Source organism: Roseateles sp. GW821-FHT03B02 (assembly GCF_059421025.1).
The window spans coordinates 646,170-661,447 of record NZ_JBWKUV010000001.1 but is presented as its reverse complement, the minus strand read 5'-3'; the positions used below and the strand labels follow the sequence as shown (position 1 = coordinate 661,447).

The window sequence follows — 15,278 nt, the reverse complement described above, 5'->3', positions numbered from 1 at the left end:
GATGAACGCCCCCGCCCAAGACCCTGGCCTTGACCGCCACGCGCGCCTGCAGCAGCTCGTCGCTGCGCTGGCGCCCGTGCTGCCGGCCCACGCATTGCTCCACCAGGCCGAGCAGACCACGCCCTACGAGTGCGACGGCCTGACGGCCTACCGCCAGCGCCCGCTGGCGGTGGCCCTGCCCGAGACCGAGGCCCAGGTGGGCGCGGTGCTCAAGGCCTGCCACCGTCTCGGCGTGCCGGTGGTGGCGCGCGGCGCCGGCACCGGCCTGTCGGGTGGCGCGATGCCTCACGAGGCCGGGTTGACGCTGGCCCTGGCCAAGTTCAACAGGATCGTGGCCATAGACCCTTATGCCCGCACGGCCCGCGTGCAGTGCGGCGTGCGCAACCTCGCCATCAGCGAGGCGGCCGCGCCGCACGGCCTGTACTACGCGCCCGACCCCAGCAGCCAGATCGCCTGCAGCATCGGCGGCAACATCGCCGAGAACTCGGGCGGCGTGCACTGCCTGAAGTACGGCCTGACGCTGCACAACGTGCTGCGCGTGCGCGGCTTCACGGTGGAGGGCGAGCCCGTCGAGTTCGGCAGCGAGGCGCTGGACGCGGCGGGACTGGACCTGCTGGCCCTGGTCGTCGGCAGCGAAGGCATGCTGGCCGTGGTGACCGAGGTGGTGGTCAAGCTGGTACCCAAGCCGCAGCTCGCGCGCTGCCTGATGGCCAGCTTCGACGACGTGCGCAAGGCCGGCGACGCGGTGGCGGCCATCATCGCGGCCGGCATCATCCCGGCCGGCCTGGAGATGATGGACAAGCCGATGACGGCGGCCGTCGAGGACTTCGTGCATGCCGGCTACGACCTGACGGCCGAGGCCATCCTGCTGTGCGAGAGCGACGGCACGCCCGAGGAGGTGGCCGAGGAGATCGGCCGCATGGAGGCTGTGCTGCGCGCCAGCGGTGCGACTGACGTGCAGGTCAGCGCCGACGAGGCCCAGCGCCTGAAGTTCTGGAGCGGCCGCAAGAACGCCTTCCCGGCGAGCGGCCGCATCAGCCCCGACTACATGTGCATGGACTCGACGATCCCGCGCAAGCACCTCGCCACCATCCTGCTCGACATCCAGCAGATGGAAAAGAAATACGGCCTGCGCTGCGCCAACGTCTTCCACGCCGGCGACGGCAACCTGCACCCGCTGATCCTGTTCGATGCCAACGACCCGGATCAGTTGCACCGCTGCGAGCTGTTCGGCGCCGAGATCCTGGAGCGCAGCGTCGCTTTAGGTGGCACGGTGACGGGCGAGCACGGCGTGGGCGTCGAGAAGCTCAACTCCATGTGCGTGCAGTTCAGCCCCGAGGAGCTGGCGCAGATGCTGGCGCTCAAGGGCGCTTTCGACCCCGCGGGCACGCTGAACCCCGGCAAGCAGATCCCCACGCTGCACCGCTGCGCCGAGTACGGCCGCATGCACGTCAAGCGCGGCCTGCTGGCCTTCCCCGAGCTGGAGCGGTTTTGAAGTTCGACGACCTGCAACAGCGCATCCGCGAGGCGCGCAGCCCGCTGCGCTTCACCGGCCACGGCAGCAAGGATTTCTACGGCGAGGCGCCGGCCGGCGAGGCGCTGTCCACGCTGGGGCTGAACGGCGTGACGGCCTACGAGCCCAGCGAGCTCTTCGTCAGCGTGCTGGCCGGCACGCCGATCACCGATGTCGAGGCGCTGCTGGCCCAGCAGCGCCAGCGCTTCGCCTTCGAGCCGCCGCGATTCGGCGGCCAGGGCACCGTGGGCGGCATGGTGGCCGCGGGCCTCTCGGGCCCCAGCCGCGCGGCGCTCGGCTCGGTGCGAGACCACCTGCTTGGTGCCGTGCTCATCAACGGCGCGGGCGAGCTGCTGAGCTTCGGCGGCACGGTCATGAAGAACGTCGCCGGCTTCGACGTCAGCCGCGTGCTGGCAGGTTCGCTAGGGCAACTGGGCCTGATCACCGAGGTCACGCTGAAGGTGCTGCCGCTGCCGGCCGCCACGGCCACGCTGCGCTTCGACCTGGACCAGCCGGCCGCGCTGAAGGCGCTCAACACCTGGGGCGGCCAGCCGCTGCCCATCGAGGCCAGCGCCTGGTGGGACGGCGCGCTGCTGCTGCGCCTGGCCGGGGCGAATGCGGCCGTCGAGGCGGCCATCGCCAAGCTCGGCGGCGACGTGATTCCGGCCGAGATGGCCCGGCCCTTCTGGAGCGGCCTGCGTGACCAGAGCGACGAATTCTTCGCCGGCGCCGAACGCGCCGTGGCCGGCGGCGCGCGGCTGTGGCGGCTTTCCCTGCCCAGCACGGCGCCCGAGCTCAAGCTGCACGGCGAGCAGCTCATCGAATGGGGAGGGGCCCAGCGCTGGGTCGTCACGCCGATGGAGCCCGCCGCCGTGCGCGAAGCCGCGGCCGGTGCGGGTGGCCACGCCACGCTGTTCCGCGCGCTGGACAAGTCGCCCGGCGCCTTCACGCCGCTGTCGACGCCGCTGGCCGCCATCCACCGCCGCCTCAAGGCCTCGTTCGACCCGCACGGCGTCTTCAACCCCGGCCGTCTCTACGCCGGGATCTGATCGTGGATCTGCTGCGCGGCCTCACGCTGCTGCTGATCGCCCAGGCCCTGGGTGAGGCTCTCGTGCGTCTGACGCACGCGCCCCTGCCCGGCCCGGTGCTGGGTCTGCTGCTGATGTGGGCAGCCCTGCAATGGGCGCCGCTGCGCGACATGGTCAAGCCGGCGGCCGAGGGTCTGCTCGCCCACCTGTCGCTGCTGTTCGTGCCGGTGGGCGTGGGCGTGATGACCCACCTGCACCTGATCAGCGAGTTCGGCGCACGCCTGCTGCTGGCCCTGGTGCTGTCCACCGGCCTGGGCCTGGCCGTGACGGCCTGGGTGCTGCGCGCCTTTCTCACCCAGGAAGGCAAGCCCTGAGATGAAGCAGCCCGCACACTCGCTTCGCTCGCTGCCCCCCGAGGGGGCGTCTCAGCGCCTTCGGGCGCCCGGGCGGCGCTGATATGCAGGACTTCGTCCAGCTCTGGGTCTATCTCAGCGCCACGCCGCTGTTTGGCCTCACGGTCACGCTGTCCGTCTACGTGCTGGCCCACGCGGCCTATGTGCGGCTTGATCACGCGGCCTGGGCCAACCCGGTGCCCTGGAGCGTGGCGGTGCTGGCCACGCTGCTGCTGGCCAGTGGCACGCCTTACCCGACCTATTTCTCCGGCGCCCAGTTCATCCACTTCCTGCTCGGCCCGGCCGTGGTGGCCATGGCCTGGCCGCTGTGGCAGCGCCGCATTGAGCTGCGCCGCCGCTGGGGGGCCATCCTCGTCGCGGCGCTGGCGGGCGGGGCGGCCGCGTCGCTGAGCGCCGTGGGCCTGGGCTGGGCACTCGGGCTGCCGCAGGAGCTCGTCGCCTCGCTGGCCACCAAGTCCGTCACCGCGCCGGTGGCCATGGGCATCGCCGAGAAGATCGGCGGCATCCCGGCGCTCGCCGCCGTGTTCGCGGTGCTGACCGGCATGGTGGGCGCCGTGGGCGGCAAATACCTGTTCGACCTCATCGGCGTGCGGCCCATGGTGGCGCGCGGTTTCGCGCTGGGTACCTGCGCCCACGGCCTGGGCGCGGCGCGTGCGCTGCAGGTGGACGCCGATGCCGGCGCCTACGCCAGCCTGGCCCTGGGCGTGCAGGTGGTGCTGGCCTCGCTGCTGATGCCCCTCGTCTTCAAATTCTTCGTCTAGCCATGCAAACCAAGCTCGCTCCCGAATTCGCCGGCACCCGCGACGGCACCGAGGCCGAAGCCATCCTGCGGCGCTGCGTGCACTGCGGGTTCTGCACGGCCACCTGCCCGACCTACCAGCTGCTGGGCGACGAACTGGACGGCCCGCGCGGCCGCATCTACCTGATCAAGCAGGTGATGGAAGGCGCCACGCCCACGCGCAAGACCCAGGCCCACCTGGACCGCTGCCTGACCTGCCGCAACTGCGAGACGACCTGCCCGTCGGGCGTCGAGTACGGCCGCCTCGTCGACATCGGCCGTCGTGTCGTCGATGCCAAGGTGGAGCGCCCTGGCGGCGAGAGGCGCGTGCGCTGGCTGCTGAAGGAGGGGCTGACCTCACCGCTGTTCAAGCCGGCGATGAAGCTGGGCCAGGCCCTGCGCCCGCTGGTGCCGGCCGCGCTGAAGGACAAGGTGCCGGCCCGGCCGCCGGCCACGGCGCACGACTGGCCGACGCGCCAGCTCAACCGCAAGGTGGCCCTGCTGCTGGGCTGCGTGCAGCCCGCCATGGCGCCCAACATCAACAGTGCCACGGCGCGCGTGCTGGACGCTGCCGGCATCCAGACCGTGGTGGCCGACGGCGCGGGCTGCTGCGGCGCCATCCGTGAGCATCTGGGCGACCACGAGGCGGCGCTGGCCGACATGCGCCGCAACATCGACGCCTGGTGGCCGCTGGTGTCGGGCCGCGGCGAGCGCGTGGAGGCCCTGGTGATGAACGCCTCGGGCTGCGGCGTCATGGTGAAGGACTACGCCCACCTGCTGGCCCACGATCCGGCCTATGCCGACAAGGCTGCCCGCATCAGCGAGGTCACCAAGGATCTCAGCGAGCTGCTGCCGGACCTCGTGCCGGCGCTGAAGCCTCGCCTGAAGGCCAGGCCGGGCAGCCTGGCCTACCACCCGCCCTGCACGCTGCAGCACGGCCAGAAGCTCAAGGGCGGCGTGGAAGCCTCGATGCGCGAGCTGGGCTTCACCATCGGTTGCGCGCCGACCGACAGCCATCTCTGCTGCGGCTCGGCCGGCACCTACTCGGTGCTGCAGCCGGCGCTTTCCAAGCAGCTGCGCGACCGCAAGCTGGCGGCGCTGGCGCCGCTGCAGGCCGAGCAGATCGTGTCGGCCAACATCGGCTGCATCCAGCATCTGCAGAGCGGCACGACCCATCCGGTGCGGCACTGGGTGGAGGTGCTGGACGACGCGCTGCGCGGGGTGTGACGCGACCTAGCGTTCCGACCTGCCCTGGCCACGGTGGCGCAGCGCCAGCGGGCCCAGGCCCAGGCCGCCGAGCAGCAGCATCAGCGAGCCGGGTTCAGGCACCGGGGCGGCGTTCAGGTACTGGAAGCCGCTGTCGCCGAGCGCCGATACCCGGGACAGCTCGATGGGGGTGCCGTCCGCCATGCGCGCGGCGGTGACGCCGCCCCAGGCCAGCTGGCCCTGCCCGAAGGTGCTAGCGGCGGCACCGTTGTTCACCCAGTTGCAGTTGTCGCACTGGGCGTCGCCGTTGGCCGAGGCACCGGCGCGGACCCACATCGACAGGGTTTCCAGAGATCCCAGCGTCACGTAGCCCGTGACCGCGAAGCTGCCGAACTGCGTGCCGTTCTGGGTGATGCTGCCGTCCGCGCCGACCTGGTAGAAGCGTTGCCCCGAGCTGTAGCCCGGGCCGGCGCCGATGCGCGCCGACCACTGGTAGTCGGCGCCGCCTGCGGCCCAGCCGTAGACGTTGTTCACCGTGACGCCGGGCGCGCCATTGAAAAGCACCGTGTAGTCCACGTAGATCATCGTGCCGGCCGGCAGGCCGGCCACATGCCAGGTGACGCCGTCGCTGAAGCTGCCTTCGGACAGCCCTTGCCCGGTGGCGTGCAGATAAGCCCTGGTGCCCGTCGGCCCGGGGGAAATGTTGGTCGACCCCGAGCCGGCGGCCGACAGCTGGATCAGCCCGGGCTGCACGCTGGCGTACGCGTAGCCCGTGCCCGCCAGGTTGAGCACCGACCCCAGTTGGTCGGCGTACGCGGACTGGGCGTTGACCAGCGGTGCGGCGCTGCTGCCGGTCAGCGTGACCGCCGCCGGATCGTCGGCCTTGTAGCTGTTGCCGGCCAGGTTGATCGCGGTGGCCGCGGCGGTGTCGACCGTGGCCGTGGCGGTGTAGGCGGCCTGGGCGGCCAGCGGTGTGGCCAGGCAAAGCAGGACGGCGAGTTGCGGCGACACGGCGCGAAATTCCATGGTGACCTCCGACGCGGGCTGGATTGAGCCTGCGACTCTAGGGAGGCTCCCGGGCCGGTGAGGGAGCCCCCTCACCCGTACAGGTGACCGGCGCAGCCGGGTTTCGAGGATGCCCCCCTGTCCAGGGGGCGGGGCTCAGGTGCGGAAGGTCGACACGAGCTTCACGAGTTCGTTGGCCTGCTGCTTCAGGCTCTCCGCCGCCGCGGCGCTTTCCTCGACGAGGGCGGCGTTCTGCTGCGTGACCTGGTCCATCTGCGTGATGGCCTGGCCGACCTGGCTGACGCCGCTGCTCTGCTCGCGGCTGGCCGAGCTGATCTCGCGCACGATCTGGGCCACGCGGCCTATCGATCCGACGACCTGCTCCATCGTCTCGCCGGCGCGGTTGACGAGGGCGGCGCCCTGTTCGACGCGCTCGACGCTGTCGCCTATCAGGCGCTTGATCTCCTTGGCCGCATCGGCGCTGCGCTGCGCCAGCATGCGCACCTCGCTGGCGACGACGGCGAAGCCGCGGCCCTGCTCACCCGCACGCGCGGCCTCGACGGCGGCATTCAGCGCCAGGATGTTGGTCTGGAAGGCGATGGCGTCGATGGTGCCGATGATGTCGGCGATCTTGCGCGAGCTCTCCTCGATGCCGCGCATGCGCTGCACGGCCTCGCCGACGACGGCGCCGCCCTGGCGTGCCACTTCGCTGGCGTCGTGCGCGAGCTGGTCGGCTTCGCCGGCGTTGTCGGCATTGAGCCTGACCGTGGCCGACAGCTCTTCCATGGAGGCGGCCGTCTGCTGGATGGCGCTGGCCTGCTGCTCGGTGCGCGCCGACAGGTCGTTGCTGCCGCTGGAGATCTCCGAACTCGCGGTCGCCACGCCGTTGGCGTTTTCGCGCACCGAACCGACGAGGTGGCGCAGCGCCTGCTGCATCTGCGCCAGGGCCTGGGTCAGCTGGGCGGTCTCGTCGCTGCCGATGCTGCGGATCTCGCGCGACAGGTCGCCATGGCCGACCTCCTCGGCCTCATGAATGGCCGCGCGCAGCGGGCCGACGACCGAGCGCGTGATCAGCCAGGCAGCCACGACGCCTACGGCCAGGCAGGCGAGGGCGATGGCGAGCATCAGCAACTGCGTGCGGCGCGACTCCTCCATGACCTGGCGCGTCGCGTCGCGCACACGCTCGCCCTGGAAGTCGGCCAGCCGGCTCAGGGTCGCCAGATAGGCTTCGGCAGCCGGCCGCATCTTGCTCTCCAGCGTCTGCAAGGCAGCATCGGCCTCGCCGGCCTTGAGCTGGGCGAAGACCTGGTTGCGTATGTCGACATAGGTCTTGCGGGCGGTCGCGATCTCGGCGAGCAGGGCCTTGCCGTGGTCGCTGTCCACCAGCTTGGTCAACCCCTCCTGCAGTTCGTTGATCTTGGCGCTCGTCGTCTTGATGGCCGGCGAGAAGAACTCGGCCACCGGGCCCGATCCGCCCGCCCGCGCGACGGCGTCGGTGCGCGTGACGTTGAGCTGGGTCTGGGTGCGCCAGTCCTGGGCCATGTCCTGGCGGCGCTGCAGTTCCACCAGCAGGTCGATGTGCGGGCCGACGGCGCCGATCTGCCGGTAGCTCAGGCCCAGGGCCGCCACCAACAGCAGCAGCACGACGCCGAAGCCCAGGGCGAGTCGAGTACCGATCCTGAGGGATTGCATCTTCATCACCGCCTCCAAGGGTTGACCGCGGGCCGGCGGTGATGCGTGCTGCACCTGGCCGGTGCGCTGACTCTACAGCTGAGCGCAACGGTCGAGGACAAAGAAAAACACCGCCTGAGGAGCGGTGTTGCATGCGGGCGGCTTGGTCGTCTCCGCTCACGTCGCAGGCGACATGAGCGTCGCCCCGAGGCTCAGGTTTGCTGACGCAAACGCCAGGCCTTACAGCCCGGCCGCTGCACGCAGCGCCTGAGCCTTGTCGGTGCGTTCCCAGGTGAACTCTGGCTCCTCGCGGCCGAAGTGACCGTAGGCCGCCGTCTTCGAGTAGATCGGGCGCAGCAGGTCCAGCATCTGGATGATGCCCTTGGGGCGCAGGTCGAAATGCTCGTTCACCAGCTTGGCGATCGCTTCGTCGGGGATGACGCCCGTGCCTTCGGTGTAGACCGTCACGTTCATCGGGCGGGCCACGCCGATGGCGTAGGCGACCTGGATCTGGCACTGGCGGGCCAGGCCGGCGGCCACGATGTTCTTGGCGACGTAGCGCGCGGCATAGGCGGCGCTGCGGTCGACCTTGGACGGGTCCTTGCCCGAGAACGCGCCACCGCCGTGCGGGCAGGCACCGCCGTAGGTGTCGACGATGATCTTGCGGCCGGTCAGGCCGCAGTCTCCCTGCGGGCCGCCGATGACGAAGCGGCCGGTCGGGTTGATCAGGTACTTGGTGTCGGCACTGATCCATTCCTTGGGCAGCACGGGCTTGATGAGCTCTTCGCGGATGGCCTCGTAGAACTCGTCCGTCATGCGGTCGCCCAAGCTGTACTCGGGCGCGTGCTGGGTGGACAGCACCACGGTGTCGATGCTGTGCGGCTTGCCGTCCACGTAGCGCATCGTGACCTGGCTCTTGGCGTCGGGGCGCAGGAAGGGCAGGCGGCCGTCCTTGCGCAGCTGGGCCTGGCGCTCCACGAGGCGGTGGGCGTAGTAGATCGGCGCGGGCATCAGCTCGGGCGTCTCGTCGCAGGCGTAGCCGAACATCAGGCCCTGGTCGCCGGCGCCGGTGTTGAGGTGGTCGTCGGAGGCGTGGTCCACGCCCTGGGCGATGTCGTTACTCTGCTTGTCGTACGCGACGAGCACGGCGCAGCCCTTGTGGTCGATGCCGTACTCGGTGTTGTCATAGCCGATGCGCTTGATGGTGTCGCGCGCGACCTGGATGTAGTCGACGTGGGCATTCGTCGTGATCTCGCCTGCCAGCACGACGAGGCCCGTGTTGCACAGCGTCTCGGCGGCCACGCGGCTGCGCGGGTCCTGCTCGAAGATGGCGTCCAGGATGGCGTCCGAGATCTGGTCGGCCACCTTGTCGGGGTGTCCTTCGGAAACCGATTCGGACGTGAAGAGAAAGTCGTTCGCCACTTTTAAACTCCGGTTGCTTTGATGACGGCGTCGCCGTGGCTCCAGGAGGGTGCGGCGAACGCTTTAGCGGGATTTGTGAATCGCCCCGCAAGTAGTTCAGTAACTCGGCGATTCGCGGATTATAAGAAACATGGCCCTGCTCTTTCGCTTGCTGTCCCGCCTGCCGCTGGCGCTTTTGCACGCTCTGGGCGGGCTGCTGGGCTGGATCGTCTATCTGGCCTCGGCCACCTACCGGCAGCGCTTCAAGGCCAACGTGGCCCAGGCAGGCCTGACCTGGCAGGCGGTTCGGCCGGGCATCGCCGCCGCCGGACGCATGGCGGCGGAGCTGCCCTGGCTGTGGGTCGGCCAGCGCGGCAAGCGGCTGGGCGACGCGCTGCGCTGGGACGGCGGCGAGCTGATCGAGGCGGCGCTGGCCGAGAAGCGCGGCCTGGTCATGCTGACGCCGCATCTCGGCTGCTTCGAGATCTGCGCCCAGGCCATCGCCGAGCGCTTCACCAGCCCCGAGGCTCCCATCACGGTGCTCTACCGCCCGGCCCGCCAGGCCTCGCTGCGCGACGTGATGTCCGGCTCGCGCGAGCGGCCCGGGCTGGCGACGGCGCCGGCCTCGCTGGCCGGCGTGCGCCAGATGATCCGCGGCCTGCGCCGCGGCGAGGTCATCGGCCTGCTGCCGGACCAAGTGCCGCCCGACGGCCTGGGTGTCTGGGCGCCGTTCTTCGGCCGCCCGGCCTACACGATGACGCTGGCGGCCCGGCTGGTGCAGCAGACCGGCGCGGCGCTGCTGCTGATCTGGGGCGAACGACTGCCCGGCGGGCGGGGCTATGTCGTGCATGTGCTGCCGGCGCCCGCGATTGCCAGGGATGCCTCGGCCGAGGCCGCCGCCGCGACGGTCAATGCCGCCATGGAAAGCCTGATCCGCCGCGCACCAGGGCAATACCTGTGGGGCTATCACCGCTACAAGCAGCCGCGCGGCCTGGACATCGGCGCCGCGCCCGATAATCCGCCCCCATGAGATTGCGCTTCACCAAGATGCACGGCGCGGGCAACGACTTCGTCGTCATCGACGCGACCAGGCAGCCCTTTGCGCTGACGCCCGAGCAGATGCGTTTGCTGGGCGACCGCCGCTTCGGCGTGGGCTGCGATCAGATCCTGGTCATCGAGCCCAGCGCGGACGCGGGCGCGGACTTCCGCTACCGCATCTTCAACAACACCGGTGACGAGGTGGAGCACTGCGGCAACGGCTCGCGCTGCTTCGTGCGCTTCGTCGTCGATGCCGGGCTGACGGACAAGCGCGAGATCCGTGTCGACACGATGAACCGCCGCCTGCTGCTGAAGCTGCAGGACGACGGCCGCGTGACGGTCAACATGGGCGCGCCGGTGTTCGAGCATGCGGCGCTGCCGTTCGACGCGCAAGGCCTGACGCCGCGGCTGGAGAACGGCTTCGAGCTGTGGCCCGTCGAGGGGGTGGAGCTGGGCGTCGTGTCCATGGGCAACCCGCATGCGGTGCAGCGCGTGGCCGATGTCGAGGCCGCGCCCGTGCTGACGCAGGGGCCGCTGATCGAGCACCAGGCCCGCTTCCCCCGGCGCGTGAACGCGGGCTTCATGCAAGTTCTCGGCCGCGACCGCATCGCACTGCGCGTCTACGAGCGCGATGCCGGCGAGACGCTGGCCTGCGGCACGGGCGCGTGTGCGGCCGTCGTCGTGGGCATCCGCGCCGGCTGGCTGGATGCGGCGGTGGAGGTGCAGACGCGCGGCGGCATGCTGCGCATCGAATGGGCGGGCGGCCAATCGCCGGTGCTGATGACCGGCCCCGCGGTGAAAGTTTTTGACGGAGAGATCGAGCTGTGAGTTCCAACCCGGCCGCGGACGCGGTGCAAGGCATCACCGAAACCGACATCGCCAACTACCTGGCGGCGACACCCGGCTTCTTCGAACGCCACGCGGCGCTGCTGGCCACGGTGCAGTTGCAGCACCCGCACGGCGCGCGCGCCGTGTCGCTGCAGGAGCGCCAGGCCGAGATGCTGCGCGACAAGATCAAGGGCCTGGAGCTGCGCATCATCGAGATGATCCGCAACGGCCAGGACAACATGGCCATCGCCGACCGCCTGCACCGCTGGACGCTGGCCGTCATGCGCGCCGCCGGCACGCCCGCCGAGCTGCCTGGCGTGCTGCTGGCCGAGCTGCGCCACCAGTTCATGATCCCGCAGGCCAGCCTGCGGCTGTGGGGCGTGGCGCCCGCACATGAGGCGGCCGAGTTCGCCGCCTCCGTCAGCGCCGACGTGAAGAGCTTCGCCTCCAGCCTGAGCCAGCCCTATTGCGGCGTGAACTCGGGTTTCGAGGCCGCGCGCTGGCTGGGCCTGTCCGAGAGCGGCGGCACGGCGACCTCGCTGGCGCTGATCCCGCTGAGCCAGCCCAATGCCAACGAGGGCAAGCCCTTCGGCCTGCTGGTGCTGGGCTCGCCCGACCCGACGCGCTACACGGCCGAGATGGGCACGGACTTCCTGACCCGCGTCGGCGAGATCGCCAGCGCCGGCCTGGCGGGGCTGCTGGCCAGGGCATGACCGAGCTGGCGTCGGACTTCCAGGCCTATTTGCAGCACGCCCGCGTGCAGCAGCGCCTGAGTCCGCGCACGCTGAGCCTCTACGCGGATGGCCTGCAGCGCCTGCAGACCATGCTGGCAGAGGGGGGCATCGAGGCGCGGTCCCTGAGCATCGCGCAGGCCCGGCGCCTGGCGGCCCTGCTGCACCGCGAGGGCCTGGCGCCGAAGTCCATCGCCCTGTTGCTGTCGGTCTGGCGCAGCGCGTACCGCTGGCTGGGCCTGCAGGGCCGCGTGCCGCTCAACCCCTTCGACGGCCTGCGTGCGCCCAAGGCGCCCAAGCCCCTGCCCAAGGCCCTGGGCGTGGACGACGCAGTCCAGCTCGCCGCCTACCAGCCCGAGGCGGCGGCCGACCCGGTGCTGGAGGCGCGTGACCGCGCCATGGTCGAGCTGCTCTACGGTGCCGGCCTGCGCGCGGCCGAGCTGACCAGCCTGGACGTGCAGGCCAGCGCCGTCGCGGCGGGCTGGGTGGACCTGCAATCCGCCGAGGTGCACGTGCTGGGCAAGGGCGGCAAGCGCCGCAGCACGCCGCTGGGCCGCGCCGCCGCAGAGGCGCTGCGGGCCTGGCTGGCCGTGCGGCCGCAGCTCGCGGCGCCGGGCGAGGAGGCCCTTTTCGTCGGCGCGCGTGGCCACCGCATCGCCGGCTCGACGCTGCGCGCCATGCTCAGCGCCCGCGCCATCGCGGCCGGCAGCCCGGCCCACGTGCATCCGCACATGCTGCGCCACAGCTTCGCCTCGCACCTGCTGCAGTCCAGCGGCGACCTGCGCGCGGTGCAGGAGCTGCTGGGCCACGCCCACATCACGACGACCCAGGTCTACACCCAGCTGGATCACCAGCACCTGGCGCGCATCTACGACGCCGCTCACCCGCGCGCAAAAAAATGAGATTCCAAGTCACGGCCCTGGCCACGCTGACGGCACTGCTCGCCACGCCCGCCCGGTCCACCCCGGACGACGCGCCCTTCGCACGCATCCAGGCCGTGCGCCCGGCCGCCGTCGAGGGCAACTGGACCCGCATGAAGATGCCCGACGGCGGCCGCACGGCCTTCGCGTCGATCAGCTACATGATGGCCCTGGACGACGACTGGGGCTTCGGCCCCGGCGTCTACGGCGCGGCCAAGGGCAACTACGGCGGCATCTTCACGGTCGGCTTCACGGGGCAGCGGCGCTGGCGGCTCACCAGCGACACGCACCTGGCCGCCAGTCTCTACGTGGGCGCCGGCGGCGGCGTGTCCAGCCAGCAGCTGCGCTTCGGCGGCGGCCTGATGCTGCGCCCTGAGCTGTCGCTGCGCACCGAGGTGGGCGCCTGGTACACCGGCGTAGGCATCTCGCAGATCCGCTTTCCCAGCGGCAACGTGAAGAGCGGCGTGGGCCTGAGCTTCTCGCTGGGGCGCTCGATGGGCTTCCCCAGCTTCTCGCCCGACGATGCCGGGCACCCGGGCCGCGCGACGCAGCGCACGGGCCTGGGCTTCGACGAGATCGCGCTGACCGGCGGCTACGAGAAGCCGCGTGCGTCCAGCCGCGACCGCAGCGGCAATCCCATGCAGCGGCGCATCGGCAAGGCCGGCGCGGAGCTGAGGCAATACATCGTCGACGGCAGCTGGTGGGGCATCGAGGCCGCGGGTGCGGCCCAGGGCGGTGCCGACGGCTACATGGAAGTGCTGGGTCAGATCGGCCAGGACTGGGCGGTCTTCGGCAACCCGCGGCTGCGCGTCGGCGGCCAGCTCGGCGCCGGCCTGGGCGGTGGCGGCAACCTGGACACCGGCAGCGGCCTGCTGCTGCGCGGCGGGCCCACACTGCGCTGGATCACGCCCTGGGGCCCCAGCCTGCGGCTGGACGCCGGCTTCAGCCACGCCCCCAACGGCGCCTACAGCGCGCCCTACGTCCGCGCCGTGCTGGCGATGCCGCTGGACCGCGCGCCGGTCGCGTTCGGCGAGGACAGCGGCGGCACCGTGCGCGTGCAGCAGCTCGGCGCCAGCGTCATGCACCTGCCGCGGGTGCGCTTCAAGGACGGCCGGCGCGAGGCGGTCTCGCACCTGGCCGTCAGCATGTCGCGCGAGTTCACCTCGCGCATTTACGGCACGGCGCTGGCCGGCAGCGCGGCCGCGGGCAGCGCGGGCGCCTATTCTTTTGGCCTGTTCGGCCTGGGCGTGCAGAGCGAGCCGCTGTGGCGCGGCATGCGGGTCGGCGCCGAATGGCTGGTCGGCGCAGCCGGCGGCGGCGGGGTGCAGGTGGGCGGCGGCGCCGTCACGCAGGCCGAGCTGTGGGCGCTGTGGCCGGTCAGCGAGCGGCTGCGGCTGCGCGCCGGCCTGGGCGAGTTCCGCACGCTGCGCGGCAGCAGCCAGTCCACGCCGCTGACGCATCTGTCCCTGAGCTACGCCTTCGGCACGTTGCAGCGATGAAGAAGATCGTCCTGCGGCCGGGCAAGGAGCGCTCCCTCCTCAAGCGCCATCCCTGGGTGTTCGAGAGCTCCGTCGCGCGCGGCGGTGGCGACTCGGGCGAGACGGTGCGCGTGGAGTCGGCCGACGGCCAGTTCCTCGCCTGGGCGGCCTTCAGCCCGCAGTCGCAGATCCGGCTGCGCGCCTGGAGCTTCGACGAGGCCGAGCGCATCGACGCGGCCTTCTTCCGGCGGCGCATCGAGCAGGCCCTGGCGATGCGCGCCCGGCTGGCCATCGCGTCGGATGCGGTGCGCCTCATCCACGGCGAGGCCGACGGCCTGCCTGGGCTCATCGTCGATCGCTACGTGGACACGTTGGTCGCGCAGTTCACCAGCGCCGGCGTCGAGCGCTGGAAGGCGCAGATCGCCGACGCCCTGCTGGCCGCAACCGGCCTCGCGCGGCTGTACGAGCGCTCCGACGCGCAGGCCCGCGAGTGGGAAGGCTTGCCCCAGCAGACCGGCTGGCTGCGCGGCCAAGGCGAGACGGCGATCACCATCCGCGAGCACGACTGGCGGCTGACGCTGGACGTGGCCGAGGGCCACAAGACCGGCTACTACCTCGACCAGCGCGACAGCCGCCGCCGCTTTGCCGATGCGGTGAAGCAGTACCGCTGCAACAGCGTGCTGAACTGCTTCAGCTACACGGGCGGCTTCTCCGTCGCGGCGCTGGCGGGCGGCGCGGGCGAGGTCATCAGCGTGGACTCCTCCGGCCCGGCACTGGCGCGCGCGACGGCGCATGTCGCGCTGAACGGCTTCGACGCCGGCCGCCACCAGGCCTGGGACGCCGATGTGAACGCGACGCTGCGGCGCTGCCTGGAAGAACTGAAACAGGGGGGCCGGCGCTTCGACGCCATCGTGCTCGATCCCCCGAAGTTCGCCCCCACGGCCGCCCATGCCGAGCGCGCCGCGCGGGCCTACAAGGACATCAACCGCCTGGCCTTCATGCTGCTCAACGATGGTGGCCTGCTCTACACCTTCTCCTGCTCGGGCGGCATCGCGCCGGACCTCTTCCACAAGATCGTGGCCGGCGCGGGCCTGGACGCGGGCGTGGACGGCTACATCGTCGAGCGCCTGTCGGCGGCAGCCGATCATCCGCAGACGGTGCGCTTCCCGGAAGGGGACTACCTGAAGGGGCTGGGCATCCTGAAGCGCTGAGTCCCCGGCCACAAGAAAGCGGCCCCGCGGGGCCGCTTTGCGCTGGGTGATACGGCC

The 15,278-nt window shown here is 71.2% G+C and carries 14 protein-coding genes; 11 read left to right on the top strand and 3 right to left on the bottom strand.

The window, feature by feature from the left end:
* Position 1 precedes the first annotated feature (1 nt).
* The 5 genes from AC07VX_RS02860 (at position 2) to glcF (ending at position 4,959) form a co-directional block, all read left to right on the top strand.
* A complete protein-coding gene (locus AC07VX_RS02860) occupies positions 2-1,495 on the top strand; it encodes an FAD-linked oxidase C-terminal domain-containing protein (protein WP_493163231.1) in 1,494 nt (497 codons plus the stop codon).
* Positions 1,492-2,562, top strand: a complete 1,071-nt coding sequence (gene glcE / locus AC07VX_RS02855) for a glycolate oxidase subunit GlcE (protein WP_493163232.1) — start codon at positions 1,492-1,494, stop codon at positions 2,560-2,562. The genes AC07VX_RS02860 and glcE overlap by 4 nt, the downstream gene beginning before the upstream one ends.
* 2 nt (positions 2,563-2,564) lie before the next feature.
* Entirely contained in the window at positions 2,565-2,915 is a 351-nt protein-coding gene (locus AC07VX_RS02850) for a CidA/LrgA family protein (RefSeq protein ID WP_493163233.1), read from the top strand.
* A gap of 83 nt (positions 2,916-2,998) precedes the next feature.
* Complete coding sequence (locus tag AC07VX_RS02845; protein ID WP_493163234.1) at positions 2,999-3,715, top strand: LrgB family protein; 717 nt, start codon at positions 2,999-3,001, stop codon at positions 3,713-3,715.
* Positions 3,716-3,717: 2 nt separating this feature from the next.
* Positions 3,718-4,959, top strand: a complete 1,242-nt coding sequence (gene glcF, locus AC07VX_RS02840) for a glycolate oxidase subunit GlcF (protein WP_493163235.1) — start codon at positions 3,718-3,720, stop codon at positions 4,957-4,959.
* A gap of 6 nt (positions 4,960-4,965) precedes the next feature.
* Here the strand turns inward: glcF and AC07VX_RS02835 are convergent, their stop codons facing one another.
* The 3 genes from AC07VX_RS02835 to metK form a co-directional block, all read right to left on the bottom strand.
* Complete coding sequence (locus AC07VX_RS02835; RefSeq protein WP_493163236.1) at positions 4,966-5,964, bottom strand: PEP-CTERM sorting domain-containing protein; 999 nt, start codon at positions 5,962-5,964, stop codon at positions 4,966-4,968.
* Between the two features lie 135 nt (positions 5,965-6,099).
* A complete protein-coding gene (locus AC07VX_RS02830; RefSeq protein ID WP_493163237.1) occupies positions 6,100-7,641 on the bottom strand; it encodes a methyl-accepting chemotaxis protein in 1,542 nt (513 codons plus the stop codon).
* A 213-nt stretch (positions 7,642-7,854) separates the two neighbouring features.
* Positions 7,855-9,036 carry a methionine adenosyltransferase gene (gene metK / locus AC07VX_RS02825; RefSeq protein WP_493163238.1) on the bottom strand — a complete coding sequence of 394 codons (1,182 nt, stop codon included), beginning with the start codon at positions 9,034-9,036 and terminating at the stop codon, positions 7,855-7,857.
* 130 nt (positions 9,037-9,166) lie between these two features.
* Here metK and AC07VX_RS02820 point away from each other — a divergent pair, with 130 nt between their 5' ends.
* Genes AC07VX_RS02820 through AC07VX_RS02795 form a run of 6 tightly spaced genes read left to right on the top strand, consistent with a single transcriptional unit; the run spans position 9,167 to position 15,221 of the window.
* Positions 9,167-10,045 carry a lysophospholipid acyltransferase family protein gene (locus tag AC07VX_RS02820; protein ID WP_493163239.1) on the top strand — a complete coding sequence of 293 codons (879 nt, stop codon included), beginning with the start codon at positions 9,167-9,169 and terminating at the stop codon, positions 10,043-10,045.
* Entirely contained in the window at positions 10,042-10,881 is an 840-nt protein-coding gene (gene dapF, locus AC07VX_RS02815; protein WP_493163240.1) for a diaminopimelate epimerase, read from the top strand. The genes AC07VX_RS02820 and dapF overlap by 4 nt, the downstream gene beginning before the upstream one ends.
* Entirely contained in the window at positions 10,878-11,594 is a 717-nt protein-coding gene (locus AC07VX_RS02810; RefSeq protein ID WP_493163241.1) for a DUF484 family protein, read from the top strand. The genes dapF and AC07VX_RS02810 overlap by 4 nt, the downstream gene beginning before the upstream one ends.
* Positions 11,591-12,514: a tyrosine recombinase XerC gene (locus AC07VX_RS02805; protein WP_493163242.1), complete on the top strand. Its 924-nt coding sequence runs from the start codon at positions 11,591-11,593 to the stop codon at positions 12,512-12,514. The genes AC07VX_RS02810 and AC07VX_RS02805 overlap by 4 nt, the downstream gene beginning before the upstream one ends.
* Entirely contained in the window at positions 12,511-14,031 is a 1,521-nt protein-coding gene (locus tag AC07VX_RS02800) for a hypothetical protein (RefSeq protein ID WP_493163243.1), read from the top strand. The genes AC07VX_RS02805 and AC07VX_RS02800 overlap by 4 nt, the downstream gene beginning before the upstream one ends.
* Positions 14,028-15,221, top strand: coding sequence for a class I SAM-dependent rRNA methyltransferase (locus AC07VX_RS02795; RefSeq protein WP_493163244.1), 1,194 nt, complete (start codon positions 14,028-14,030; stop codon positions 15,219-15,221). Before AC07VX_RS02800 ends, AC07VX_RS02795 begins: the two co-directional genes overlap by 4 nt.
* Positions 15,222-15,278 lie beyond the last annotated feature (57 nt).

What these genes read in the sequence shown, in the direction of transcription:
- AC07VX_RS02830 (WP_493163237.1), bottom strand. Translation starts at nt 7,641, where the DNA reads ATGAAGATGCAATCCCTCAGGATCGGTACTCGACTCGCCCTGGGCTTC.
- AC07VX_RS02835 (WP_493163236.1), bottom strand. Translation starts at nt 5,964, where the DNA reads ATGGAATTTCGCGCCGTGTCGCCGCAACTCGCCGTCCTGCTTTGCCTG.
- glcF (WP_493163235.1), top strand. Translation starts at nt 3,718, where the DNA reads ATGCAAACCAAGCTCGCTCCCGAATTCGCCGGCACCCGCGACGGCACC.
- AC07VX_RS02860 (WP_493163231.1), top strand. Translation starts at nt 2, where the DNA reads ATGAACGCCCCCGCCCAAGACCCTGGCCTTGACCGCCACGCGCGCCTG.
- AC07VX_RS02800 (WP_493163243.1), top strand. Translation starts at nt 12,511, where the DNA reads ATGAGATTCCAAGTCACGGCCCTGGCCACGCTGACGGCACTGCTCGCC.
- AC07VX_RS02820 (WP_493163239.1), top strand. Translation starts at nt 9,167, where the DNA reads ATGGCCCTGCTCTTTCGCTTGCTGTCCCGCCTGCCGCTGGCGCTTTTG.
- AC07VX_RS02795 (WP_493163244.1), top strand. Translation starts at nt 14,028, where the DNA reads ATGAAGAAGATCGTCCTGCGGCCGGGCAAGGAGCGCTCCCTCCTCAAG.
- dapF (WP_493163240.1), top strand. Translation starts at nt 10,042, where the DNA reads ATGAGATTGCGCTTCACCAAGATGCACGGCGCGGGCAACGACTTCGTC.
- AC07VX_RS02845 (WP_493163234.1), top strand. Translation starts at nt 2,999, where the DNA reads ATGCAGGACTTCGTCCAGCTCTGGGTCTATCTCAGCGCCACGCCGCTG.
- AC07VX_RS02805 (WP_493163242.1), top strand. Translation starts at nt 11,591, where the DNA reads ATGACCGAGCTGGCGTCGGACTTCCAGGCCTATTTGCAGCACGCCCGC.